Annotated in this window: 18 protein-coding genes and 1 pseudogene; 9 read left to right on the top strand and 10 right to left on the bottom strand. The window is 42.7% G+C overall.

Annotation, left to right across the window (positions count from 1 at the left end; all coding sequences use genetic code 11):
* Positions 1-64: 64 nt before the first annotated feature.
* Positions 65-2,548 carry a single-stranded-DNA-specific exonuclease RecJ gene (locus tag V7L20_RS09995; RefSeq protein ID WP_334743928.1) on the top strand — a complete coding sequence of 828 codons (2,484 nt, stop codon included), beginning with the start codon at positions 65-67 and terminating at the stop codon, positions 2,546-2,548.
* A gap of 254 nt (positions 2,549-2,802) precedes the next feature.
* Positions 2,803-3,082, top strand: a pseudogene (locus tag V7L20_RS09990) (hypothetical protein); the annotation flags it as partial.
* A gap of 121 nt (positions 3,083-3,203) precedes the next feature.
* Here V7L20_RS09990 and V7L20_RS09985 read toward each other — a convergent pair.
* Complete coding sequence (locus V7L20_RS09985; protein WP_334743927.1) at positions 3,204-3,842, bottom strand: pentapeptide repeat-containing protein; 639 nt, start codon at positions 3,840-3,842, stop codon at positions 3,204-3,206.
* Between the two features lie 262 nt (positions 3,843-4,104).
* On the bottom strand, positions 4,105-4,782 hold the full coding sequence (locus tag V7L20_RS09980; protein WP_334743926.1) for a cadmium resistance transporter: 678 nt from the start codon (positions 4,780-4,782) through the stop codon (positions 4,105-4,107).
* A gap of 623 nt (positions 4,783-5,405) precedes the next feature.
* Between V7L20_RS09980 and V7L20_RS09975 the strand changes: the two genes are divergently transcribed.
* A complete protein-coding gene (locus V7L20_RS09975) occupies positions 5,406-5,846 on the top strand; it encodes a Crp/Fnr family transcriptional regulator (protein ID WP_334743925.1) in 441 nt (146 codons plus the stop codon).
* A gap of 404 nt (positions 5,847-6,250) precedes the next feature.
* Here V7L20_RS09975 and V7L20_RS09970 read toward each other — a convergent pair whose 3' ends face one another.
* Positions 6,251-7,678, bottom strand: a complete 1,428-nt coding sequence (locus V7L20_RS09970) for a cobyrinate a,c-diamide synthase (RefSeq protein WP_334744040.1) — start codon at positions 7,676-7,678, stop codon at positions 6,251-6,253.
* A gap of 231 nt (positions 7,679-7,909) precedes the next feature.
* On the opposite strand from V7L20_RS09970, the gene V7L20_RS09965 reads away from it, so the two are divergent.
* Positions 7,910-8,542, top strand: a complete 633-nt coding sequence (locus tag V7L20_RS09965) for a glutathione S-transferase family protein (RefSeq protein ID WP_442943526.1) — start codon at positions 7,910-7,912, stop codon at positions 8,540-8,542.
* Positions 8,543-8,641: 99 nt separating this feature from the next.
* Here V7L20_RS09965 and V7L20_RS09960 read toward each other — a convergent pair whose 3' ends face one another.
* The 5 genes from V7L20_RS09960 to fbp all read right to left on the bottom strand — a co-directional run bounded on the left by V7L20_RS09960 (position 8,642) and on the right by fbp (position 15,604).
* On the bottom strand, positions 8,642-9,010 hold the full coding sequence (locus tag V7L20_RS09960; protein ID WP_334743923.1) for a hypothetical protein: 369 nt from the start codon (positions 9,008-9,010) through the stop codon (positions 8,642-8,644).
* Positions 9,011-9,486: 476 nt separating this feature from the next.
* Positions 9,487-10,854, bottom strand: a complete 1,368-nt coding sequence (gene opcA / locus V7L20_RS09955) for a glucose-6-phosphate dehydrogenase assembly protein OpcA (protein ID WP_334743922.1) — start codon at positions 10,852-10,854, stop codon at positions 9,487-9,489.
* A 356-nt stretch (positions 10,855-11,210) separates the two neighbouring features.
* Entirely contained in the window at positions 11,211-12,740 is a 1,530-nt protein-coding gene (gene zwf, locus V7L20_RS09950; protein WP_334743921.1) for a glucose-6-phosphate dehydrogenase, read from the bottom strand.
* A gap of 148 nt (positions 12,741-12,888) precedes the next feature.
* Positions 12,889-14,034, bottom strand: a complete 1,146-nt coding sequence (gene tal / locus V7L20_RS09945; protein ID WP_334743920.1) for a transaldolase — start codon at positions 14,032-14,034, stop codon at positions 12,889-12,891.
* 517 nt (positions 14,035-14,551) lie between these two features.
* Positions 14,552-15,604 carry a class 1 fructose-bisphosphatase gene (gene fbp, locus V7L20_RS09940; RefSeq protein WP_334743919.1) on the bottom strand — a complete coding sequence of 351 codons (1,053 nt, stop codon included), beginning with the start codon at positions 15,602-15,604 and terminating at the stop codon, positions 14,552-14,554.
* Positions 15,605-15,866: 262 nt separating this feature from the next.
* Between fbp and V7L20_RS09935 the strand changes: the two genes are divergently transcribed.
* Positions 15,867-16,103 carry a hypothetical protein gene (locus tag V7L20_RS09935; RefSeq protein ID WP_334743918.1) on the top strand — a complete coding sequence of 79 codons (237 nt, stop codon included), beginning with the start codon at positions 15,867-15,869 and terminating at the stop codon, positions 16,101-16,103.
* A gap of 425 nt (positions 16,104-16,528) precedes the next feature.
* Here the strand turns inward: V7L20_RS09935 and V7L20_RS09930 are convergent, their stop codons facing one another.
* Together V7L20_RS09930 and V7L20_RS09925 are read right to left on the bottom strand one after the other, a co-directional pair.
* Complete coding sequence (locus tag V7L20_RS09930) at positions 16,529-16,666, bottom strand: hypothetical protein (RefSeq protein ID WP_334743917.1); 138 nt, start codon at positions 16,664-16,666, stop codon at positions 16,529-16,531.
* 74 nt (positions 16,667-16,740) lie between these two features.
* Positions 16,741-17,058 (bottom strand): hypothetical protein, encoded by a 318-nt coding sequence (locus tag V7L20_RS09925; RefSeq protein WP_334743916.1) that lies wholly within the window; start codon positions 17,056-17,058, stop codon positions 16,741-16,743.
* A 177-nt stretch (positions 17,059-17,235) separates the two neighbouring features.
* Here V7L20_RS09925 and V7L20_RS09920 point away from each other — a divergent pair, with 177 nt between their 5' ends.
* From V7L20_RS09920 to V7L20_RS09905, 4 genes are all read left to right on the top strand, one after another.
* On the top strand, positions 17,236-20,133 hold the full coding sequence (locus V7L20_RS09920; protein WP_334743915.1) for an S-layer family protein: 2,898 nt from the start codon (positions 17,236-17,238) through the stop codon (positions 20,131-20,133).
* A 415-nt stretch (positions 20,134-20,548) separates the two neighbouring features.
* Complete coding sequence (locus V7L20_RS09915) at positions 20,549-21,088, top strand: hypothetical protein (protein WP_334743914.1); 540 nt, start codon at positions 20,549-20,551, stop codon at positions 21,086-21,088.
* A gap of 206 nt (positions 21,089-21,294) precedes the next feature.
* Positions 21,295-21,942: a hypothetical protein gene (locus V7L20_RS09910; RefSeq protein ID WP_334743913.1), complete on the top strand. Its 648-nt coding sequence runs from the start codon at positions 21,295-21,297 to the stop codon at positions 21,940-21,942.
* A gap of 720 nt (positions 21,943-22,662) precedes the next feature.
* Positions 22,663-24,553: two-partner secretion domain-containing protein (locus tag V7L20_RS09905; RefSeq protein WP_334743912.1), on the top strand; the 1,891-nt coding region annotated here is incomplete at its 3' end.

Here is a 24,553-nt window from a genome sequence, read left to right as displayed (position 1 = left end):
AATAGCCTCTCACTTTTCAGTTTCCAATTTTTAACTTCCCACTCCTAACTCCTAACTTTCTTTTATGCCAGAACAACAGTGGACTATAGCAGCAACCGAACAACCTCCAGAGTGGTTCATCCAAGCGGTGAAACAGCATACACCCGCATCAAGTGGAATATATGCAGCACAATTGTTGTGGCAACGGGGAATTAAAGATCGTCAACAATTAACAGCTTTTATTAACCACAAAGCTTATCAACCAGCGAATCCGTTTGAGTTTGGGCAAGAAATGCACTTAGCGATCACCCGGTTGCAACAAGCATATAACATCAAAGAAAAAATTGCCATTTGGGGAGACTTTGATGCTGATGGGATTACCGCCACATCTGTACTTTGGGATGGATTGGGGCAATTTTTTACACAAAATACTCAGTTAATTTATTACATTCCCAATCGCCTGAAAGAATCTCACGGACTCAATAATCAAGAGATTGATCACCTTGCAAAACAAGGTTGCAAATTAATTGTTACTTGTGACACAGGCAGCACAAACATAGAGGAAATTATCTATGCCAACCAACTAGGTATAGACGTAATAGTTACAGACCATCACACCTTACCCGCCGAACGTCCACCCGTCGCAGCAATAATTAATCCTCGTTATTTACCCAGAGAACATCAGCTATTCAATCTTTCTGGGGTAGCGGTAGCTTATAAGTTGGTGCAAGCATTATATCAAAGTCTGCCTAATATTGCAAAACATCCGTTAGAAGATTTATTAGATTTAGTAGCAGTCGGATTAATTGCCGACTTAGTGCAGTTAAGTGGAGATTGTCGCTATTTAGCACAGATGGGAATTCAACGATTGCAAGCAGATTTTCAACAGCCAGCAGCAGCGCGTCGGCGTCCGGGGGTAGGGCGATTATTAGAATTGTGTCAGAAAAGTGGCGATCGCCCCACAGATATTTCCTTTGGTTTGGGGCCAAGAATTAACGCTGTCAGCCGCATCCAAGGCGATGCTAGTTTTTGCGTTGAATTATTAACTAGTCGAGATGTCAAACGTTGTAACGAACTAGCCGAAGTTACAGAACTCGCAAACACCCGCCGCAAATCTTTGCAAAAGGATGTGCAAGCGCAAGTAGCACAAAAACTTACTCAATTAGACTTATCAACCACTAGCGTCATTGTTCTAGAAGATGCCCAATGGCCTGCGGGTGTCTTGGGCTTAGTTGCTGGACAGGTAGCACAAGAAACAGGTCGCCCAACTATTTTATTAAGTACAGAGGGACTGGGGACTGGGGAGGAATTTTCCCAATCCCCAATTCCCAATACTTCGACTCCTTTCGACTTCGCTCAAGGCAAGTCGCTCAGTACAAGTCCCCAATCCTTAGCTCGTGGTTCCGCCCGTTCGGTGAATTCTGTTGATTTATACCAATTGGTGAAAGACCAAGCACATTTGTTACATCGCTTTGGGGGACATCCTTTTGCAGCAGGTTTGAGTTTGCTAGTAGAGAATATTCCTTTATTTACAGCAGCGATTAATCAGCAGTTACGGCAATCTTTAGGTAGTACAACCCTAACGCCAACTGTGCAAGCAGACTTGACGGTAACAGTTGCAGACTTGGGAAAAGAGTTATTTTTGGAACTCAAACTGCTAGAACCTTGTGGAATGGGTAATCCTGTTCCGAAATTGCTAATTCAAAACTGCTGGTTTGAAAATTCTTGGCATCGCAATCAGCAGGATTGGCAAGGGAAAAAGGTACAGTACATTAAAACCGAGTTTGATATTCGGGATGATTCCAGCAGAAGTGCTTTTCCGGGTATATGGTGGGGACACTACAAAGATGAATTACCCATAGGAAGGTGTGATTGCATAGCCGAACTAGACTACAACACCTTCAAAAAACGTTATGAAATCAGATTAATTGCCGTGTGTCCCAGTGTTAACTCAGCACGGGCTAAACGCCCCGCTACCGCTAACAGCACTCAAAATGGGCTAAACGCCCCGCTATCGCTAACACCACTTATCTTAGACTGGCGTAACTTCCCCACTTCTGACTCCCAAGTACAGACGCGATTAATCGCGTCTCCCCCACTATTGCTTGAAGATTGTCCGACAAATTGGGATGATTTACGCGCGTGGTTGCGGCGATGTCTAACGATAAGTAGTTCCCAACAATTAGCGATCGCTTGGTCTAAACCCAACCTCCAACCACCTAATCAAATTTGGCTGACTCTTGTCGGAATTGCCAAATATCTTAGTCGCACAAATCAACTAGTTACCCGCGTCCAACTTTTAGAAAAAATCGGCATCACCCACCAAACCTTATTTGTAGGCATCAAAGCTTTAAAATATTTAGGGTTCACAGTCAAACGACAAGACCGTTATTTGCAAATCACCTGGCATCCAAGCGATAGTGCAGAAAACTTGACTGAGGCAGCAGTGGAAAGATTTTTAGCTGCTGTCAGAGAAGAACAATTTCAGCGACAATATTTTGCGGAAGTTCCTTTATCTACTATTGTGGCGATCGCAAGTTCCGACAATTACATGGGTACAAACTTTTAAAAACGTGAGTTCGACTGCTATTTTCGTGCAAATCCTTTTTATATTGATGAAAATCACTAGCCTCATATCCCTGACTTCTCTAAAAAATCGGGGATCTTGTTGTTCACAAATGATTTAGGATTACTAGCTCATATAGCAATCAACTGATGAGCGAGAAACTAGAAAGAGCAGATCATGATAGCCCGTGGAAAGAAATTTTAGAAGCTTACTTTCCCCAAGCAATGCAATTTTTCTTTCCCAAAACAGCATAACTAATTAATTGTGAACGTCCCCACGAATTTCTCGATAAGGAATTTCAATCAACTTGCCCGCAAAGCAGAACTTGATAGGAGATATGCAGATAAATTAGTTAAAGTCTGGCAAATTCAAGGACAATAAACTTGGCTATTAATCCATGTAGAGATCCAAGCAAAATCAGAAGATACTTTTGCATAAAGAATGTTTTCTTACAACCTGCAAATTTTTGACAAATTTGCGAAACCTGCTATGAGTTTGGCGATTTTGTATGATACAGATCCGACATGGCGAAGTAACGGTATCCTGTTAGTAAAAATAATCCCGTCTAACTTACATTTTAAAAAATAAAGCCTGTATTCATTACTGAATCAGGCAATTGAACTTTTTTATTAAGTTTGCACGGATAACTTCAGTTTAATCACTGAACAGTGAATCCTTCCGGTCTGATTGCATCTTCTAAATCAACCCCCATCAGGTTAACTCCTTGGATGTTTGCATTTGTGAGATTTGTCTTTTCCAAGTCTGCGCCCTGTAGATTAGCCATTTGCAGATTTGCTCCCAACAGGTTAGCTTTCTCTAGGTCTGCATCAAATAGGTTTGCTCCTACAAGGTTTGCTCCCAAAAGGTTTACCTTACCTAAATCTGCTCCTTGAAAGTTTACCCCTTGTAAATTTGTTTGCTGTAAGTTAGCCCTTTCTAAGTCTGCATTTTGTAAGTTAGCACCCTTCAAGTTTGCCGCTTGCAGATTTGCATCCTTTAACATTGCTCCAGTCAGATTACATCCGATACATTCATTGGTTTGTAATAAATGTCTAACGTTTTCTGCCACAGATACTATTGGCGATGCAACCGGAGATATTACTGGGGAAGTAACAGACTCCATTGGCGGTGTAACCGGAGATATTACGGGAACGAATTCAGATTCTGTAGGTATGGATGGTGTTAGTGTTTGAGCTTTAACTGCTTGCTGGTCAAGGAGTGAAAATCCTGCTACAAGTAGCAGAAATACTGCTGTTACGATCCACTGAGTTAATTTGTTTGGATTTGGTTTATTCATTAGTTCCTTCCTTTGATGATTCGTAGTGCTGGGCTTGCTTTTATAAGAGGCATCAATAATGTGCTTTATTCTCACTTTAGATAAATTGATTGATAACAGCAAATATTATTGTGATTCAAATTGATAAATTAAAGTGATTAAAAAATCTTTTCAGATGGGAAATTATCGCTGATTTTTTTGGTTACATCAGGAAAATAGCACCCATCAAGAATTTCGAGTTTTCAGAGCGGGTGCGTAGGCGTAGCCCGTCGTAGACATCGCCTCATCCATAATGAGAAAGCATTGCCAGACTAGGTAAAAGCCGATATGTTTCACTTTTAATTAAGATAGAGAGTCCCAAGTAAATTAAGACAAAGGGGAAGATTTTTCGACCGAAGCGAGTTAAAACGGGAGCCATGAGAGGATTACGAGTCAGGTTGTAAGAGAGTAAGCACCACATCCCAACAGTGAAATAGCAAGCACACAGAATTACACCCAAACTTGGAAGATTGCTACTAGCAAACAATGGTACATAGATCCCAATGTTGTTTCCTCCATTAGCAATGGTGACAGCAGAAACGCGGTAGGTTTGCGGATCGCGGATGGTTTCCAATAGTGATTTCTTCTGGCGTCCAGATTTGACACGAGAGGTTAAGTCAATTGACACAGCTTGCACTGTGTCTTCTTCCTCTTGACTGATGAGATTACTGATACCAATGGCGACGGGAAGCAAACCCAGCAAACCAATCCAGGTGCTAGGAATAATCAGACCGCCGAAGAAACCAGGGAGACTAGCAAAGACTAAGGCTGTGAACCCCAGAAATTCACCGAGAACAATATGCTTAGGACGAAAGCTGCGATTGACTTTTCCGAAGAAAGCTGTCAAATATAAATTGTCGTCAAAGGTGGTTGCAAAAGCAGTAGAGATTCCAATAATTAATGTACTAATTAACCAACTCATAATTGTTGCTCACGATAATTCAATGCTTTTTGTCCTAATCCTTCTCTGCTCCCCGATGTCAGGGCAGTTCAGGAGATTTTCTGACTGTTTTACCAGCCAGTTCCCCAGTTTTTAGAAGCTATTGCCTCTAATGAAATTGGTGATTTTTGTTTCTCAGCAAGGTACCTTGGAGCTCATGAACTAAATATTAGGGCTGACAACCAAATAAAAGCAAATACTCTTGTTTTTTAATACGATAAATAAAAGTGATTAATAACTTAACCCTTTATGTTTCCCTCGTTCTTATGCTCCGCATGGTAATGTATTCATTGACACTCTGACTCAATGTTTGATGCGAAACAGCCTTAATCAGCCACAGAGCATGGGAACGAGAGAATACCTAATACTGAGTTTGAGAAGTTTATGTGTGTAGTTTAGCGCACTTCTCTACGAGACGCTGCGCGAACGATAGGCTCAGTGACCACCGTAGGCATCGCTTTGATTGAAGAGATGGTAAGTGGTTTTGTGTTGGTAAAATTTAAGATATTCTTGACGGGTAGCCTTCAACATCGGTTAATATGACTAATCGCGCCCTAGCTTAAGTTTTAAAATTTACAGTAATGTTTGATATTTAACTTGTAATTATGCTAACCAGTGTTGACCGTTTATTATTTGTCCGGCGAGTCCCAATTTTTAAGGAATTGCGGGATGATTTTATTGTGCGGCTCACTTCAGTAATGAACGAATTGTCATTTCCAACTAATTACACGATTTTTCGGCAGGGAGAAGAAGGGCGATCGCTCTATATTGTTGTGTCAGGCCGAGTAAAAGTTCACATTGGCAATAAACAGTTGGCAGAGGTGGAACAGGGAAAATACTTTGGTGAAATGGCAGTATTTGATACTCAACCTCGTTCCGCCAGTGCAACGACTTTGGAACCTTGCGAATTTTTGGAACTGACGCAAGAGCAGCTGTATGATGCGATCGAAGAAACTCCCGAAATTGCGGTGAATATTATTCGTGAGTTATCCCGTCTGATTCGCAAGTTGAATGACGATCTCAGTGTCACCTCTTTGCGGAGTTAATTCTCTGATAGTTTTTAATTCATATTACTAGGTTTTGCGCTTGTTTACAGCATTTTTCAGGTATTTAGACCACAGATGAGACGAGGAGTGGGGAACTCGGGGCCCCCACAAAGTGCAGGGCTGTTTCATTCCCCAAAGAGCTTTAAAAATCAAGGGTTCTAGCAATTAAAAATTGGTTATTTTGTTCCCAGCGTGCCGAGAAAATGAACTATTTTAGTGATATTTAAGGGCTTAAATGTTCATATTATTGTCACCCTTACTTACAATTTTATCGCTAACCATCTTGACAAATCCTGTTTGAAATGGAATGAAACAGCCCTGCCCACGAAGTGGGGATTAGGGGTATGGGGAGTAGGGAGTGGTGTAATTCAATTACTTGAAAAGCGCTGTAAACCCACGTTTATTTATATAGATGCTAGTTTGCGACATTCTTTAAGAAACTGTTGGGGAATTTCTCCTCTTTCTCCCCAGTGCAGATGTACATAAGAAGCATGAATATTTGCAGGCAAACCCCATCCCTCGCATCCCATATTTTCGTCACAATCGTAACGATAAGTTTTAAATAAGGGCTGAATCGGAGTCAAGGTTAAATCGGAACGATGAAACTCATGTCCGTAAACAGTTGTACCTGCCTTCACTAACAAATTATCTTGCAAAGCTACTGCCCGGCGATAGCCTAAAGTTAAACGCCCACCCATCACAGCAGATGTTGGTAAAACTCCCGCCATCGACCAAGATTTACCCTCAAAATCGATAATTTGCTCACATAAATACATCAATCCTCCGCATTCGGCAACTGTCGGCATTCCTTGAAAAATTGCTGTTTTCACTGCATTACGAACGCTGGAATTTTCTACTAATTGTTGGGCAAAAACTTCTGGAAAACCTCCGCCAAAATACATTCCCTGCACATCTTTTGGTAGTGCAGCATCTTCTAAGGGACTCCAGAAAACCAGTTCTGCGCCAAGTTGTTGCAGCAAATCAAGATTGTCTTGGTAGTAGAAATTAAAAGCACGATCGCGGGCTACTGCAATCCTGACTGGGGATGAGGAGTAGGGAGAGACGCGATTAATCGCTTCTGTACTGGGGAATGGTTCTGATTTTAATAAAGGTAATAAATTTTGCCAATCGAAGCAAGTATCTCCTAAATCGGCGAGGCGATTAATTAAAGCGTTGAGTTCGGGAAGTTCTGCTGTGGGTACTAAACCCAAATGGCGATCAGGAATTGTGATGTTATCTTGACGACGCAGCACGCCGAGAATGGGTAATTGTAAAGGTTCGAGAGAATCTTTCAGTAGAGAGAGATGGCGATCGCTCCCCACACGATTTAATACTACCCCAGCTATTTTAATTCTGGGATCAAAAGACCGATAGCCGTGAGCGATCGCAGCCACAGAACCAGATAAACGACTACAATCAATCACCAATACCACAGGTAAATCTAAAAGCCGCGCAATGTGTGCCGTACTCGCAAAATCTGTTAGGCATTGGCCATTAATCAATAATTCTTCTTCCCCTGCTCCCCCTACTCCCTCATCCCTACTCCCCTTAACTCCATCAAATAATCCCATCACCCCTTCCACTAGGGCATATTCACTCAGTTGGCTATGACGAGCAAAACATTGCTGAACGTAGGCTTCAGAAGTCAGTACAGGGTCTAAATTGCGACAAGGACGGCCAGTTACGTGTTGATGAAACATGGGATCAATGTAGTCTGGGCCTACCTTGAAAGATTGCACCAGGCGATCGCGACGACGTAAAGATGCTAAAAGGGTGAGTGTGACTGTTGTCTTGCCCACTCCACTACGTTCCCCGGCAATGACTAAAGCCATAAATGAAACAAACGGATAATTGAGTATTGCCTGTGCGTCTATCGTCGCTTTTTGCAAAAGCAGATGCGCCAGTTTGTGATTTATCTAAAACCAACTAACTCAAACTTATACCAATTAGAAACAAGAAAACTAGCCAATTAGGAGAGTTAGGCTGAACAAATTTGTCTAATAATATAGTTGAAATTTAGCCGAGACTCAGATAGCAATAAACTACCAGAAGAAGAACGTTTTATGATAGTTGTGCATCATCTTAACAACTCGCGATCGCAGCGTGTGCTGTGGTTGCTTGAGGAATTAGGTATTGAATACGAGATCAAATTCTATGAACGCGATGCAAAAACGATGCTAGCACCGGAGTCACTGCGCCAAGTCCATCCCCTTGGTAAGTCACCAGTGATCACAGATGCAGACCTCACCATCGCTGAGTCAGGCGCTATCATCGAATACCTCATTAATCGCTACGGCAATGGTCGGCTAGTTCCGGCATCCGATACACCTGAGCATCTGCGCTATACATATTGGCTGCATTACGCCGAAGGCTCTGCAATGCCACCTCTGGTAATGTGGATAGTATTGAACAATTTCGGGGCAGGAGACAGCAACGTTGTTAATGGATTCGTCGGGCCTCAGATCAAACTTCATTTTGACTACATAGAAGGTGAACTTCGTAAAAGTACATGGTTTGCAGGGGAGGAATTCACCGCCGCCGATATCCAAATGAGCTTTCCCCTCGAAGTAATAGTTATGCAAAGGGAAGAGGCCGAAAACTGGCCAAAGCTCAAAGAATTTGTTGATCGCATTCATGCGCGACCTGCTTACAAACGTGCGCTTGATCGTGGAGGCAGATATTCCCTTAACTTCTAACAAAAACAAGGGTCGGCAACTATTTGCTCACCCTTGTTTTTGTTATTGTGTAAATATGTAGAGCGATCGCACATGTAAAATGTGTTAATCTTTCTTAGCTTATGATGCGACTAACTTTTTGCGGCTAGGACGCTTGTACTCCGATTTTTTCTTTAATCCTACCGCTTGGGCTTGGTCGCTATCTAATCCATATTGTCCGCGCACAACTTCTTTCATCGCTAATACTGCATTGTGAAATTTCCATTCTGCCAATCGCGCAGCATCAGCAGCAGCACGGTATAAAGCTAATTTCTCGGTTTGAGCTTGTTGCTGGATCAACATAGTCTGATAAGCTTGCTGTAATTTGGTAGCAGAAGCATCAGCACGGGTTGTTTCATAAGTGCCAATAATTTGCAAGCCGTGCCATGAATTAACATCTTCACTAATTAATTGAGGGCGCAAACGGCGTGTTGTATCTTGGGTAGGCATATCAGTATACTGTTGTAATATACATAATTAATGTACCCATTACGACCTTAAAGTTATCAGTAAGGTTAAGTTTTTAGATAAAACAAGGTTAAAGAAAAGGGAATACGGTTCGACTAACGTTTTCATATTTTGAAGATCCTCCCAACCCCCTTAAAAAGTGGGGCTTCCAAGCCTCTTTTACCCCCTTTTTAAAGGGATCGCTGTAGGCAAGGGGATCTTAACTGAACGGTATTGAAAGAAAAGGTAAGCTCATTTTTGCAACTTAGATATAACAACGTTGCAAGTCGATGCAACTTAGTTGCACCCTAGTAAGGGGCAATAGCTCTTGGTTAAGACAAGAGACGCGATAAATCAGGTCTTTACCCGCATTTCTCACAAGCTTGAGGTGCAGAGGGGAAGAGGGGAAAGAACTTGTACAACAACTCTCCCCTGCTCCTATACCTGCCCCCACCTAGCAATTTTGGGTTGGTGAACTACTAATTTGTTTCCAATTTGAAAATCTTTGCTGTCACTCCCAAGCTTTCTTCAAACAGTGACTCGCGGCCCCAGCGTTGCACCTGCTGACTGAGCAAAGCTTCCGCCTTTTGTTCTGAAAGTGAAGTCACCTGTTGAAACAGACCAGCAGATTGAGCGCCACCGTGGGTTTCCATCCGCATACAACCGCCAGTTTCTGAACAGATAACTGTACCACAGTCTGCCTGGGGATTTGTCGAACTGAGGCGCAAGGCAATCAAGTCGCCGATAATATCGCCCACATCAGCAACTGGAACTCCTGCTAACTCTGCTTCTACTTGTCGCTGCTCTTGAGCAATAAAACGGATGCGAGTGATGTCATAATCACCGCTTTCTTTTTCATAAGAAACTGGCTGCCATTGCAACCGACTTGCTAGCCAGCCCAAAAACAGCAAAGCTTGAGCGGGATTGCCTTTTTCGTAATCAATGTTAACGCGGTCAATTTCTTTGAGGGCGACGCGACGGTGAGGAGAATCGTAGGCTTCAGCTGTCAATTCCTGCCATGATGCGAGGCGACGCCAGTTCAAGTCAGCTAAAGGTACACCCGTTTCTACTAACTCTTGTAGGTGGAGTAAATCACTTTCTGGGGTGTTAAAGTTGCAAGAATCTACAATGACATTATTGCAGACTGCTGCTAGGCGCTTGAATAGACCGTTGTTAGGGTCTGGTGTTGCCTTCCACCAGAGAAACTTCGGCAAGCCGCCGATCAACAATGCTGGAATCATGCCACCGATGCGTTCTAAAGCAGCAGCAGTACCACTAAGAGTAATATATTCACAGCAGACAAGTGTCCTTGACGATTGCTTTTGGATGGGGCAATAGGCAGAAACTTGAGCTTTAACCCCTTGATCTTCGCCAGCAATGGGAAATAGTGCAATGATGCGGCAGGGGTTACGGAGGGCAATCTCATCGGCAATTCTAGGGCTGGCGCTATTATTTAAGATCCCACTACCAGGATGTTCTCCTCCAGACCCGTTTCGCTGAACTTTAGCGAATTCTTCTCGTAATACAGTCAGAGTTTCTAGTGTTGCTGTTCCAGTTTGTGGCAGACTATGTTTTTTTTGCACTTCTCGCAATGCTGCTGCCATCTGTGGCCCTAAAATCCCATCAATTGGGCCGTTGTAAAATCCCAAAGCAGCCAACAAATATTGAGTTTCTTCTGGTTCGTAGACCACTAAAGTAAATGTTGTTGCCCTAGTAGCACTGGGAAGTCCACCATCCTGGCCAGTAATGCCGTAGCTTTGCCAAATTTGATTCAGTTCCGTATCTATTTCGTCAAGCGAAATATCTTTTGGTGCCTGGAGTGAAAAAATTGTAGAAGTTTGAGGCATAGTAATTTTAAGTTGTCAGCTTTGTTTGTTGAATAAGTTAGGAGTTAGGAGTTAGGAGTTAGGAGTAGAGACGCGATTAATCGCGTCTGTACAGGAGTTAGGAGTAGAGACGCGATTAATCGCGTCTGTACAGGAGTTAGGAGTAGAGACGCGATTAATCGCATCTGTACAGGAGTTAGGAGTAGAGACACGATTAATCGCATCTGTACAGGAGTTAAGAGTAGAGACACGATTAATCGCATCTGTACAGGAGTTAGTAGTTAGAGAACTGAAATTATTAATTCAAAAACTCATAAGTTATAACTCATCACTCATTACTCATAATTTATCACTCCTAACTCATCACTCCTAACTTGCTAAAGTCTGCGCCAGCGACGGCCATCCTGGTTAATTAAGAATTCTGCTTCTGCTGGTTCCCAAGTACCGGCTTCGTACTGGGGAATAGTATTTGGATCGGCGGGTGCATCCCAAACGGAAAGGGCTGGCGTTACTACCTGCCAAGCTGCTTCTACTTCGTCCGCCCGTGTGAACAATGTTTGATCGCCCATCATACAATCAAGGAATAGGCGATCATAGGCATCAGATGTTGCTTGGATGCCAAAGGAACCATAACTAAAGTCCATATCAACGGAACGGGTGCGGAATTCTGCTCCCGGCATTTTGACATCAAAACGCAGGGAAATTCCTTCATTCGGCTGAATCCGCATTGTCAAAATGTTGGCGTTTACCTGTTGGGCGGCTGATTGAAACATCCGAGATGGAACTTCGCGGAAATGAATCGAAATCTCACTCACTTTTTTCGGCATCCGCTTTCCGGTACGCAAGTAGAAAGGAACACCTTTCCATCGCCAGTTGTCCACCAAAAACTTCATCGCTACATAGGTGGGTGTGGTGGAGTTGGCGTTAACGCCTGGTTCTGTCCGATACCCTGGCACTGCTTGACCCTTCATCCAGCCAGCACTGTACTGACCACGGACTGCTGACCGCGACAGATTGTGAACATCAGCTAAACGAGTAGCTTGGAGTACCTTCACTTTTTCTGTACGGATGCTGTCGGCATCCATTGCGTTGGGTGCTTCCATCGCGGTTAGGCAGTAAAGTTGCATGAGGTGATTTTGCAACATATCCCGCAGTGCGCCGACGGTTTCATAGTAGCCAGCCCGGTCTTCCACTCCCACAGTTTCTGCTACGGTAATTTGTACGTGGTCAACAAATTGACGATTCCATAAGGGTTCAAAAATCGCATTGGCAAAGCGAAACACCAGTAAATTCTGGACTGTTTCTTTACCCAAGTAGTGGTCAATGCGGTATACCTGATTTTCTTTGCAATATTTCTGTACTACTTGGTTAAGACTTTGGGCAGAAGCTAAGTCCCTACCAAAGGGTTTTTCAATTACTAGACGATGTTTGTAGGGATCTTCTAGCATCCCGCCGCTTCCTAGCTGCTTAATTGCTTCGGGAAAAAATGAGGGAGCAACTGAGAGGTAAAACATGCGATTACCTCGTGTGCCCCGTTTTTCGTCTAATTCACTCAATAAGGTTTTTAGTTTCTTGTAGCCTTCGGGGTTGTCTATATCCCCAGGACTATAGAACAGACCTTGAGAGAAGTCTTGCCAAAGTTCCCCTAAATCGACATTAGGATGTGCTTCTTCCATGCCCTTCTGCATTTGTTCACGGAAGTATTCATGGCTCCATTCTCGACGTGCTACGCCGACAATAGTAGTTTCTGGCGGTATCCGCCGTTCTCGTCGCAATTTGTAAAGTGCTGGCACTAGTTTACGCCAGGTGAGATCACCAGAAGCGCCAAAGATAACTATAATTTGGGGTTCGGGCATCCCTTGTTGTTGCAGACCAACGCGCAAGGGATTTTCTAGCAGACTAACCATAGGAATTTTGGATTTGGGATTTTGGATTTTGAGATTGGGGACTGGGTATTAGGGACTGGGTATTGGGTATTGGGGGTTTAGTATTAGGAAAATTGTTTACCAGTCCCCAGTAAAGAGTCCCCAGTCACCAGTCCCTAGTCCCTAGTCCCTACACTGGTGACAATACCTTGATCTTTTCTTCTAAAGAGTTCATCAAGGACTGGAAGGGCTGAATGAATTTGTCAATACCTTCAACTAACAGTTCATCCATTACGGCATCAAGATCGATGTTGATGTCGGGATCTTTAAGGTTTTCGATCAGCGTGTAAGCTTTATCTACATCTGTTTCTAAGCGATCGCCTACGTTACAATGATCGGCACAAGCTTTTATCGTCGCTGGTGGTACGGTGTTAACGGTATCTCGCCCAATCAACTCTTCGATATACATCACGTCGTTGTAATTGGGGTCTTTGGTGCTGGTACTAGCCCAAAGTAGCCGTTGTACTGTAGCCCCTTTTGCTGCCAAGGCTTTCCAACGATCGCTCTCGATAATTTTCTTGTATTCCTGGTACGCAATCTTGGCGTTAGCAATCGCTACTTTTCCTTTAACATCTGTTAGCTTTGCTTCCACGGCAATATCATCAACGCCTTTTTTCAACTTAGCATCAATTTTGCTGTCAATGTTGCTATCGATCCGGCTGAGGAAGAAGCTAGCGACTGAAGCAATTCTACTGATGTCCTTGCCCTCAGCCAGCCGTTTTTCTAAGCCACGAATATAAGCCCAAGCTGTGTTTATGTAGCTATCTACAGAAAACAGCAACGTAATATTGACATTCATTCCTTCGGCTATTACCTGCTCTACTGCTGGTAAGCCAGGTTCTGTACCGGGAATTTTAATCATCAAATTTTCCCGACCAATCTCTTGGAAATAACGCCGGGCTTCGTTTATTGTTGCTTCAGTATCTTGGGCGATAGTTGGTGGGACTTCAATACTCACATAACCATCTAGTCTATTCGAGGCTTCAAAAACAGGGCGTAAAATATCACAAGCATTACGGATATCTGCAAAAACTAGCGATTCGTAAATTTTGTATGTGGGTAAGCCCGCGCGAACTCCGGCTTCGATATCGGCATCATAAATGGCGTTACCTGCGATCGCTTTTTCAAAGATAGCTGGGTTAGAGGTAATCCCAGATATACCTTGATTTTCAATCATATCTTTGAGTTCACCTGATTGAATAATGTCACGGGTCAAATTATCCATCCAGATACTTTGACCGTATTGGTTAATTTCTAGTAAATGATTGGTAGACATAGCTCTAATTTGTTTCACTCCTGTATAGTGATCTTTCTAAGTTAGTTGGCAAAACCCATCAAAATTTGATGGTTACTTTTGAATTGTGGCGTTGCCAATCACTTATCGCATCAGCCAGCTGAGATAATCTTTAATACATCTTCAAAAAGTGGTATTTTGCATCGCTAATCTTAAATCACCATGATTAACTTTTAATTAATGCCAGATGCTAGATGCATCCTTGATCCTTTTATTACCGTCTTCTAGTGCAGCATGACAAAAATAACTATCCAGTTGAAAAAGTTTAAAAAGCTTTATTTACAAGCTTTATTTGCTCCTATATTGTGCCTTTTTACACTTACTAAAGATCGGCATAAATAAACTTACCATTTCATTACAACCAGAAAGCCGAAAATTCAACCTGAGTGACTTTTGACACTTCGACTTGACTCAGTGTTAACTTTTGAAACTTCGACTCCTTTCGACTGCGTTCAAGGCAAGTCGCTCAGTGTTAACTTTTGACTTTTGCCTTGCAGCACTAGTGTCCGTTTTGAATAAAAGACTCCACCTTTGCTACATCCTCTCTACTACCAATAATTAAAGGTGTACGTTGATGCAATTTTTTTGGCACTACATCCAAGATATTTACCAATCCTGTAGTAGCACGACCGCCGGCTTGTTCAATCAAAAACGCTAGAGGAGCAGTTTCATAAAGTAAGCGCAATTTCCCTTCTGGGTTTTGAATTGTGCCTGGGTAGAGAAACACGCCGCCTTGAACCAAAATTCTATGGATGTCGCTTACCATTGCGCCGCTATAACGAGCGCTGTAACCTTCTGTGCGATGAACGTAGCGGATATATTCTCGAATTGATTCTTCCCACTGCCAGAAGTTCCCCTCATTTACGCTGTAAACAGAACCGTGGTTAGGAATCCGAATGTTTTCTTCTGTGAGAATAAATTCTCCTAAGCTGGGATCAAGGACAAAGGAATGAACGCCCTTACCTATAGTATAAACCAGCATTGTGCTAGGACCATATAGGATGTATCCGGCAGCAAGTTGCTTACGTCCGTTGGTGAGGAGGTCAGTTGCCTTGCGATCGCTATCAGTTCCTTCTTGTTGGCGAATAGCAAAAATAGAACCCAAGCTGAGATTATTATCAGTGTTGGATGAGCCATCAATTGGGTCATACAGCAGGGTATAGCGCCCAATGGGGCAATTTTCCGGGATGTAGTAGGGATTTTCCATTTCCTCAGAAGCTAGGCGACAGACTAAGCCACTTTGCTTAAACACTGAGATAAACACATCATTGGCATAGACATCCATCTTTTTGACGGATTCTCCTTGTACATTAACTTCCCCAGTAAATCCCAGAACGCCTTCCATTAAACCAGCGCGACTCATGCGGCGAGCAACCAGCTTACCAGCCAAGGCGATGCGATTCATCAGCGCACTTAAATCCTGTGCATCTGCCGAAAAACTCTGAAGTTGCTGTAAGACGTGACGCGATAAGGTTGTACAATCACGATCTAAGGATCTGTCTGTAATTCCATCATTGATAGGCGATTCTATTGAATCTGGCGCTTTAGCCATTTTTATGTTCTCCGCAGCCACTAGCTGTTAATTGGGTTTTAGTCGTGTATGGCAACTTATAGTTGCTGCTTCTATCTTAGAAAAGTAATTTGAGAACTTAGATGCGACTTTAGATAAACTAAAGAAATGAATTTTCAATGACTCCTGCACTCAGACCCTAGATACGTAGTTTACTTCGACTTGTGTGTATACCGTAGAGGGGAGACGAAGCGTAGCTTTGGCTCTTTGGGGTTCTTGTAGTTTAGTAAGTAATCAAGCGGACATGATATCAGTCGTGACGGGAGCCACTTCAGACTTAACGGGAGCCACTTCAGACTTAACAGGAGCCACTTCAGACTTAACAGGAGCCACTTCAGACTTAACGGGAGCCACTTCAGACTTAACGGGAACCACTTCAGACTTAACGGGAGCCACTTCAGACTTAACGGGAGCCACTTCAGACTTAACGGGAACCACTTCAGTCGTAATGTTGCCAGGACAGTTTCTGCATTTAGGGTAAGTTATATCTTGTACCTGCTTATCCTACCTGAGAATTTATTCTCTTTTCTTATAGCCCAAGTCCACTAAGCGTGGACTACAACCCTTACTTAGTGTTCAATAGATAGACTTTAACTATAAGCCTGGTGAATTCATTCTGAGGCGTTCGTGAGGACTGGTGCAAGTTCTGAGGTGACGGTTTAACTAATGAGCCGATAATGTGAAATGTAAAGCGATCGCACCACACATAACTAGAACTTGTCCTTTGTGCCTATGCTGTTAATTATATTTGGCAAGATGTTGTAACTAGTTTAGCTGATATGCGCCGCACTAATTCAAGCGATCGCACCTGAAATGATGATTGAACCAATTTGTTAAAAGCTGTTGGTTTGTCAGAATTTGCCGATGTGCCAATTGTTGCGCGTTATGGCTCATAAAAATTATGGTTTAAAGAATAAAGTAGCGGCTTTTAAATGATAAAATTTCCGCCAAAGGATTGCTGTAATGCTTATTATTCCGTTGTGCAGGATTTGGAGCGATCGCCCAAAGGGCAGTGGCAAAGGCAATCGCATTCAAATGTCTCAAACTCCCTTAAGTGTTAAGTTCTGCCCTGCGGCCACTTAATGGTTAAAAAACGACCACATTATCCTTTAATTTCGTTACATAAGTTGATTTTTTGACGCCGACTTACTTAAATCAAGCGATAAATCTGAGTTTGTCGCTACATTAACCAAATCTTTTGTCAATAGTGATTTAGAGATTATTTTCGTTAAATTAACTTCAATATTAACAATAATACAGGAAGGAAGAGGGTCGTCAGGCATAGAAGGTACATTCATTAGACAGTAGTAGTCATTGGGAGCACATACCACCCTTCCTCCGACAATTTTTTCAGCCCCTACATCTGTGATGTCCTGCTCAACAATTGATTCAATATGGTCTAAATCCCAGATTTTTATTTTCAAGGAATGATGCATAGTAATCACTCAATTGATTGTTTTTCCTTAGAGGTAAAATCACCTCTATTTAATAACCCAAGTTGCAGCATAAATTTTTCTGTCAATTGTGCATTTCTTTACAAAACTTTATGATTTATGCTGTCCAAACAGCACAAAAAATCACACTTATTTCTCTTATTAAGGAAAATTCATCAAATGACTAAAAACTTACGCACGAAGTGCTGGCTTTTAAGGCTAATGATTTCTTTAGCTATTAGTGGCGCATACCTCAATACTGGGGATTGCACCTTTGCTCAAATTACGCCTGATAGCACTTTACCGAATAATTCCACTGTCAAATTAGAGGGGAATAGCAGAATTATTGAAGGAGGAACTCAAGCTGGAAGTAATCTTTTCCACAGTTTTGAGCAGTTTTCTGTACCCACTGGCAGTCAGGCTTACTTCAACAACCGTTCAGATGTTCAAAATATCATCAGCCGCGTCACGGGTAATTCTCCTTCTCTCATTGATGGTCTGATTAAAGCCAATGGTTCTGCTAACTTGTTTTTTCTCAATCCCAATGGAATTATTTTTGGGCCTAATGCCCAATTGGACATCAAGGGTTCTTTCATCGCAACTACAGCAAACCACCTAAAATTTGCAGATGGCGCTCTGTTTAGCGCGTTTCCTCCCCAAAACACACCTCTGCTAACAGTAAGTGTTCCCATTGGCTTGCAATTTCAGGGAGCAGAACAGATTCGTGTAGAAGGATCTGACCTAGAAGTGCAACCTGGTAAAACTTTAGCACTTGTGGGCGGTGATCTGACGTTGCAGGGAGGTGAACGAGCAGCTTTAAATCAACCGAATTTGGCAGCTCCAGGAGGACGGATTGAGCTAGGTAGTGTGGCTGGTGTTGGAGAAGTGAGCTTGAACCAAAAAGATAACGATTGGGTACTGGGGTACGCCTCTGTAAATAATTTTGGCGATATTGGATTGGAAGACAAAGCGTATATCGCTGTTACCGATGCTGGCGGTGGTGATGTTCAGATTCAGAGCAATAATTTGGCTCTAACTCAAGGCTCACGGATTTTTGCCGATACAATAGGTACAGAGCCTGGTGGAGACGTGCTTGTAAACACAAAAAATGCAGTTAGCCTCACTGAGGGTTCGCAGATTAAAGCCGATATTTTATCAACAGCAACTGTAACCGGAGGAGATGTGACGATTGAAACTGGACAGTTGAGTATCCAAGGGGATGGCTCATTTATCAGAGCTAATAGCTTAGGTAAGACGGGACACGGAGGAAACCTTACCGTTCGCGCCTCGGAGTTTGTGGAGCTAGCAGGAACAACAAATAACGGCTTGTTCACTCAAACTTTAGGTGCTGGAGATGCTGGAAACTTGACAATTACGACTCGAAGGTTAAGTTCTCAGAAAGGAGCGCGAGTATCAACTTCTACTCAAGGCGAGGGACAGGGGGGAAATTTGACTATAACCGCCACCGATTCCGTGGAACTAATTGATGCTGAAAGCGGCTTGTTCACTCAAACTTTCGGTGCAGGAAATGCTGGAGACTCGACAATTAATACCAGACGCTTGAGTGTCCAGAATGGAGCACAAGTATTAACTGCTAGTCGTGGTCAAGGAAAGGGAGGAAATTTGTTTGTGGCTGCTAGCGATTTGGTGGAATTACAAGGAACAGGAATATCATCCAAAAAGCAGCAAGTCCCTAGTTTTTTATCTACTCAAACAGAAAAGTTTGGCAATGCCGGTGACTTAAAGATTATTACTAGGCAGTTAATTGTAGGAAATGGCGCACAAATATCTAGTGCTTCTTTTGGTCAAGGAAAAGGTGGAGAAATAGAAGTTAATGCAACTGAAGCTGTTAACGTTTCTGGAGTTGACATTAATTATAGAACGGTAAGTGGATTATTTTCACGTACCACTCAAGGGGGGCAGGGAGGAAACATCATTATTAATACTAATGCTTTTCGGGTAGCAGACAATGGGGTTGTAGATGCCCGCACTATACGTGAGGGAAATGCTGGGAGTATCACGGTGAACGCGAATACTGTGGAAGCGGTTAATGGCGGACAAATCCTTGCTAATGCTTTCACGGGCAGCAGTGGGATTGCAGGTAATATCACAGTTAATGCTACTGATAGGGTAACTATATCTGGTAGTGCTCCCTTTAAACGGCTTGTCCGAGGAATTGATGGGGGTCTTGTTGAGGATGAGTCTGCTAACAGTGGATTGTTTGTTAGCTCTCAAGGGTCAGGGAGTGCTGGCAACGTTCAGGTACGATCGCCTTCCATTCGCTTAGACAATGGAGGGGAAATCAGTGCTGAAACCGCATCCGGTAATGGCGGTGATATTACACTCCACGATCTAGATTTATTGTTACTAAGCGGCAATAGCCGGATATCTGCTACCGCAGGCACTAATCAACAGGGTGGAAATGGCGGTAATATTACCATCGATGCGCCTGACGGCTTCATCGTCGCTAAACCAAATGAAAACAGTGACATCACCGCCAATGCATTTAGTGGTAGTGGTGGGAGAGTCACAATTAAAGCTACTAAGATTTTTGGAATTGCGTCACTAACTGAGGAAGACCTTAAAAGGTTGCGCCCTACGGATTTAGACCCGCGTCAACTTCCGACAAATGATATTACAGCAATTTCCCAAACAAGTCCTAATTTAAGCGGCATTGTAGATATCAACACTCTTGATGTTGACCCCTATCGAGGATTAATTAACTTACCAGCCGTACCAGTTGACACCAAAGTGTCGCAAGTTTGTCAAGTGCGTCCTGGTGAAAATCAAAGCAGTTTTACGATCACCGGACGCGGTGGCTTACCACCCAACCCCACAACCGAACGCCTCACTCCTGATCTAGTCCAGGTAGATTGGGTAACTCTCAACCCAAAGGGTGAAAACCACTCTAGTACAAGTGTTTCAACTCAGGCAATTAGTTCTATTCCAGCGCCGATTGTGGAAGCGCAAGGGTGGATGATAAATCCTAAAGGTGAAGTTGTACTCACGGCTAATGCGCCCACAACCACGCTTCATAGTTCGTGGCAGAACCCAGTTAATTGCCGTAGCGATTTTTAGATTTTAGATTGCAGACTGGGTAGTTGCTCTATGACCATCAATTATGAATTTATAATTATTTAATCACTCTGAATGCAGAAGCGATCGCTACTAACGTTGCAACTTTCGTGACTAACATTGCGACTTTTGTCACTAATATCACGCTGTTTTCAAAACGAGAAATTTTTGTCGGGTGGGCAGTGTCTACCGTTGGCTCAAATCCTTATTTAAAACTGAAGCGCCGATTGTTGGACGTTATAGTTTAGGAAAATAATTGCAATGCAGCTATAACGGTGGATAAACAGAGGATAACTCAATATTGACAGTGTTAATGCTGGAGAAAGCACCTTCTTTTATTACTTAACAAATCTCATCAGTTTTGCTAGTTGCTAGTTAAGATAAACAGTGGAAACACTAAATTATCGGAGTAAAGAACGTGGCAAATATTCAGGGCACCTCTAGAAACGACTATCTAACTGGGACTCAAGGAAGCGATCAAATATACGGCAATGCAGGTAATGACACTCTAATAGGTGGGGCGGGTAATGACTACTTAGTGGGAGAAAGTGGTAATGACATTCTCACTGGTGGTAGTGGTAGAGATACCTTTGTCCTGAATTACTCAGGTGGTGGTATTGATACAATTACAGACTTTTCAGTTAGTAATGATATTCTTAAAGTTACTACCTCAAGTATTAGCGCTTCTAACTATCTTATAGGTACACCATCATCTCTGAGGAATTATGAACAGGTTGAAGATGGTGCTATTGACTCTACTAACTTTACAACTCGTTCACAAACGCTCGGCTCGAGTACCGCTAGCCGATCTGCTAATATTTTTACATATAACGCAAGTACTGGTGCTCTATTTTATTCAAATCAGCAGATAGCCTGGCTACCTTGTTACCTTGACTGGAATTCAACTACTGTAGTGGCTTCGAGAACTAATAATAATATTGATGAATCAAAAATCTAACTTTCCAGGAGAGTTTTCTATTAGAGTTGGGGGAGCCAAACTCCCCTTCTACTGTCTATATACAAACGAAAGGTTGGCACTTTGATTATGGAATTGCTGTTCTAGTTGCGATCGCCCTGTTTTGTTTCTTTACCAATCTCATCTGTAATGCTAATTGCTAGTTAAAATTAGCAGTATAAACACTAATTTATCCGGGAGTAACGAACGTGGCAATTATTCAAGGCACCTCTGGAAATAACTATCTAGTTGGGACTCAAGGAAACGATCAAATATACGGCAATGCAGGTAATGACACTCTAATAGGTGGGGCAGGTAATGACTACTTAGAAGGAGGAAGCGGTAATGACTATCTCACTGGTGGTAGTGGTCGAGATACCTTTGTCTTAGATTACTCAGGTGGCGGTATTGATACAATTACAGACTTCTCAGTTAACGATGATATTCTTAAAATTATTACCCCTACTATTAGCAGCAATAAGGCTATCTCTAAAGGCGATCAAGGTGATGACACTCTAATAGGTAAATCAGGTGAAGACTCTTTAGTGGTAGGAGTTGCTAATGACATTCTCGTTGGTGTCAAAGATATTGACACCTTGTCTTCTGAGAATGCTATTAACTTGACTGACTCTATAACTGATGTTTTACCATCAACAAAAGTTTCGAGTAAGGACATGAAACCTGCTCCTCCTCTAGAAAATCCATCTACACAACTAACAATAATTGGTGGGGGTGTGGGACTTCCTAGTTATTGTAGCTATAACGCAAATACTGGTGCTCTACTTTATCTTGATCAGCAGTTAGCTTGGCTACCTTGTAACCTTCACTTTGCTAACAATTCATCATTTACACAGTGACAGAAAAGCCAGAATAGCAGGTATGGTTTTTAAGGTTTCTAATTTAATTTTTCAATGACTTTTTTGTGATGCCTGTCTTGAAAATTGATGCTCCTGCGTCGCTCTAAGCGTTCGCGTAGCGTCTTGTAGAGAAGCTATGCCGTAGGCTTTACGTTGCGCTAACAGTTCGCTTTTGGCATTGCCGCCAGTTGCTCTTCCTGTTCAAAGACGCTCTTGCTAGCAAGCTTTAGGAGTAGGGGTACAAGTCGAAAAACCCGCTATTACGCCTGGCTCTACTTTTCGCTGTGGTTATTGCTAGCCTACACAAGCAATAAAGGGTGATTTGGAAAAGGCTGAAAGACGTATTTAGGTTGATATACAGGATGATTATTTGGTAAAGTGCGTAAGTCTTAACGTGAATTCTACGCCTTATTATAGTATCCGCTTAATTAACTCAATCAAAAAGACATCTAAGAGATTTTACTATGCAAAATCGTCCCTCTCCGATTCGGAAAGGGACAGTTTTGAACTTTAGTTCAAGGCAGAAAGAGGTTTGTCAAACTCACGTTAAGTCTTAAAATTCATACAGTCACTACGTCATAACAGCAAATTAGTAATCAAAAACCTAACCTTCCAGCAGAGTTACCTAGAGAAGGGTACAGGCAAAGGTTTCCACAAGCATTACTAAAGTGGTGTTTATCTTGCAATGAAGTAACTTTCAAGGGTTAGGAGATAAGTTCTGTGAGTTTAAGAAGTTGGTTTGGTCGCGGTTCCCACTTAGGGTTGTCTGGCTTGGTGATTCTAGCAGGTGCGATTGGAATACAAGGAGGGGATCGCACATCCGCTCAGGTCACTGCTGATCCCTCTGTGGGAACTCAAGTGGAGCGAATGGACAACACTACTTTGAATATTACAGGGGGTACAACCGTTGGCAATACAAATTTATTCCATAGTTTTAGCAACTTTAGTATTAAAAGTGAGGAGGTAGTCAATTTCCAAAACGCCCCTACCATCAATAATATTTTGGTGCGAGTTACAGGGAGAAATCCCTCTGACATCCAGGGAACACTTAAAACTCAAGGTAAAGCTAATTTCTTTTTAATGAATCCCAACGGGATTATATTTGGAGAAAATGCCTCATTAAATATTAACGGTTCATTTATCGGCACAACAGCTAGTGCGATCCAATTTTCAGGTGGTGGAGAATTTTCCATGACTTCACCTGTCAATCCGCTTAACCCCTTGCTGAGAGTGAATCCTTCTGCATTTCTATTTAATCAAATTCCATCCCAGCCTGTTGGGCCGATTCAAGTTAATGGAGCAATTCTATCGGTTCCTGAGGGTCAGAATTTAGTGCTATTGGGAGGTGATGTGAATTTAGAAGGAGCGATCGTATATGCTCCAGATGGTCGAATCGAATTAGGAGGATTAGCAGCAGAGGGAACAGTAGGGTTGAACATTGATAACAACAATTTCCGCTTAAGTTTTCCTGAGAGTGTAGCGCGAGCAGATGTCTCTCTTACCAATTTAACTACAGTAAGTGCTAGTGGTGAAGGCGGTGGTGGTATCCAAATACAAGGCAGGCGCGTTACATTTGATGCTTCAGATATTGCGGTTAATACCCTAGTCTCAAAATCGGGAGGAACATTAGGGGTGAACGCATCGGAGTCAGTAGAGCTCTTGCAAGGAAGCCATTTGGTCACTGAGACAACAAGGTCTGGAACTGCCGGAGACTTAAGGATTGAAACTGGGCGGTTGATTGTTCAAGATGGTTCGCAAATTTCAGCTTCCACTTCTTTACAATCTACAGGAGGGGGAGGAACTTTGTTTGTCAATGCAAGGGACTTTATCCAACTCATTGGAACCTCCCCAATTATAGAAGGTGAAAAACCTAAACCTAGTGGCTTGTTTACTGTAACACAAGGTGCTGGAAATGCCGGAGAATTAAGGATTGAAACTGGGCAATTGATTGTTCAAGATGGAGCGCAGGTTTCAGCTTCCACTTCTAAAGAATCTACTGGAGGGGGAGGAACTGTGTCTGTCAACGCCAGGGACTCTATCCAACTTATTGGAACAAATGGTGAAAGTAGAAGCGGCTTATTGGTTGGGACTCAAGCTACTGGAAATGCCGGAAACTTAAATATAGAAACTGGGAAGTTGATTGTTCAAGATGGAGCGCAGGTTTCAGCTTCCACTTCTGAACAATCTACAGGAGAGGGCGGAACTGTGTCTGTCAACGCCAGGGACTCTATCCAACTGATTGGAACCTCGCAAATGGGAGCTAGTGGCTTATTTGTTGGAACTGAAGGTACTGGAAATGCCGGAAATTTAAATGTAGAAACTGGGCAATTGACTGTTCAAGATGGAGCGCAGGTTTCAGCTGATACTCGCAGTCAAGGAAGGGGAGGAACCTTGTCTGTGACCGCAGACTCTATCCAACTGATTGGAACCTCGCAAATGGGAGCTAGTGGCTTATTTGTTGGAACTGAAGCTTCTGGAAATGCTGGAAACTTAAATGTGGAAACTGGGCAATTGACTGTTCAAGATGGAGCGCAGGTTTCAGCTTCCACTTCTGAACAATCTACAGGAGAGGGCGGAACTGTGTCTGTCAACGCCAGGGACTCTATCCAAC

This window comes from Nostoc sp., from assembly GCF_036916735.1.
Classification (GTDB): Bacteria; Cyanobacteriota; Cyanobacteriia; order Cyanobacteriales; family Nostocaceae; genus Nostoc.
The sequence above is the reverse complement of the archived record's forward strand: the minus strand, read 5'-3'. Positions and strand labels throughout refer to the sequence as shown.

Coding starts and splice junctions, on each gene's coding strand:
- V7L20_RS09995 (WP_334743928.1), top strand. CDS start 65: ATGCCAGAACAACAGTGGACTATAGCAGCAACCGAACAACCTCCAGAG.
- V7L20_RS09985 (WP_334743927.1), bottom strand. CDS start 3,842: ATGAATAAACCAAATCCAAACAAATTAACTCAGTGGATCGTAACAGCA.
- V7L20_RS09980 (WP_334743926.1), bottom strand. CDS start 4,782: ATGAGTTGGTTAATTAGTACATTAATTATTGGAATCTCTACTGCTTTT.
- V7L20_RS09975 (WP_334743925.1), top strand. CDS start 5,406: ATGCTAACCAGTGTTGACCGTTTATTATTTGTCCGGCGAGTCCCAATT.
- V7L20_RS09970 (WP_334744040.1), bottom strand. CDS start 7,678: ATGGCTTTAGTCATTGCCGGGGAACGTAGTGGAGTGGGCAAGACAACA.
- V7L20_RS09965 (WP_442943526.1), top strand. CDS start 7,910: ATGATAGTTGTGCATCATCTTAACAACTCGCGATCGCAGCGTGTGCTG.
- V7L20_RS09960 (WP_334743923.1), bottom strand. CDS start 9,010: ATGCCTACCCAAGATACAACACGCCGTTTGCGCCCTCAATTAATTAGT.
- opcA (WP_334743922.1), bottom strand. CDS start 10,854: ATGCCTCAAACTTCTACAATTTTTTCACTCCAGGCACCAAAAGATATT.
- zwf (WP_334743921.1), bottom strand. CDS start 12,740: ATGGTTAGTCTGCTAGAAAATCCCTTGCGCGTTGGTCTGCAACAACAA.
- tal (WP_334743920.1), bottom strand. CDS start 14,034: ATGTCTACCAATCATTTACTAGAAATTAACCAATACGGTCAAAGTATC.
- fbp (WP_334743919.1), bottom strand. CDS start 15,604: ATGGCTAAAGCGCCAGATTCAATAGAATCGCCTATCAATGATGGAATT.
- V7L20_RS09935 (WP_334743918.1), top strand. CDS start 15,867: ATGATATCAGTCGTGACGGGAGCCACTTCAGACTTAACGGGAGCCACT.
- V7L20_RS09925 (WP_334743916.1), bottom strand. CDS start 17,058: ATGCATCATTCCTTGAAAATAAAAATCTGGGATTTAGACCATATTGAA.
- V7L20_RS09920 (WP_334743915.1), top strand. CDS start 17,236: ATGACTAAAAACTTACGCACGAAGTGCTGGCTTTTAAGGCTAATGATT.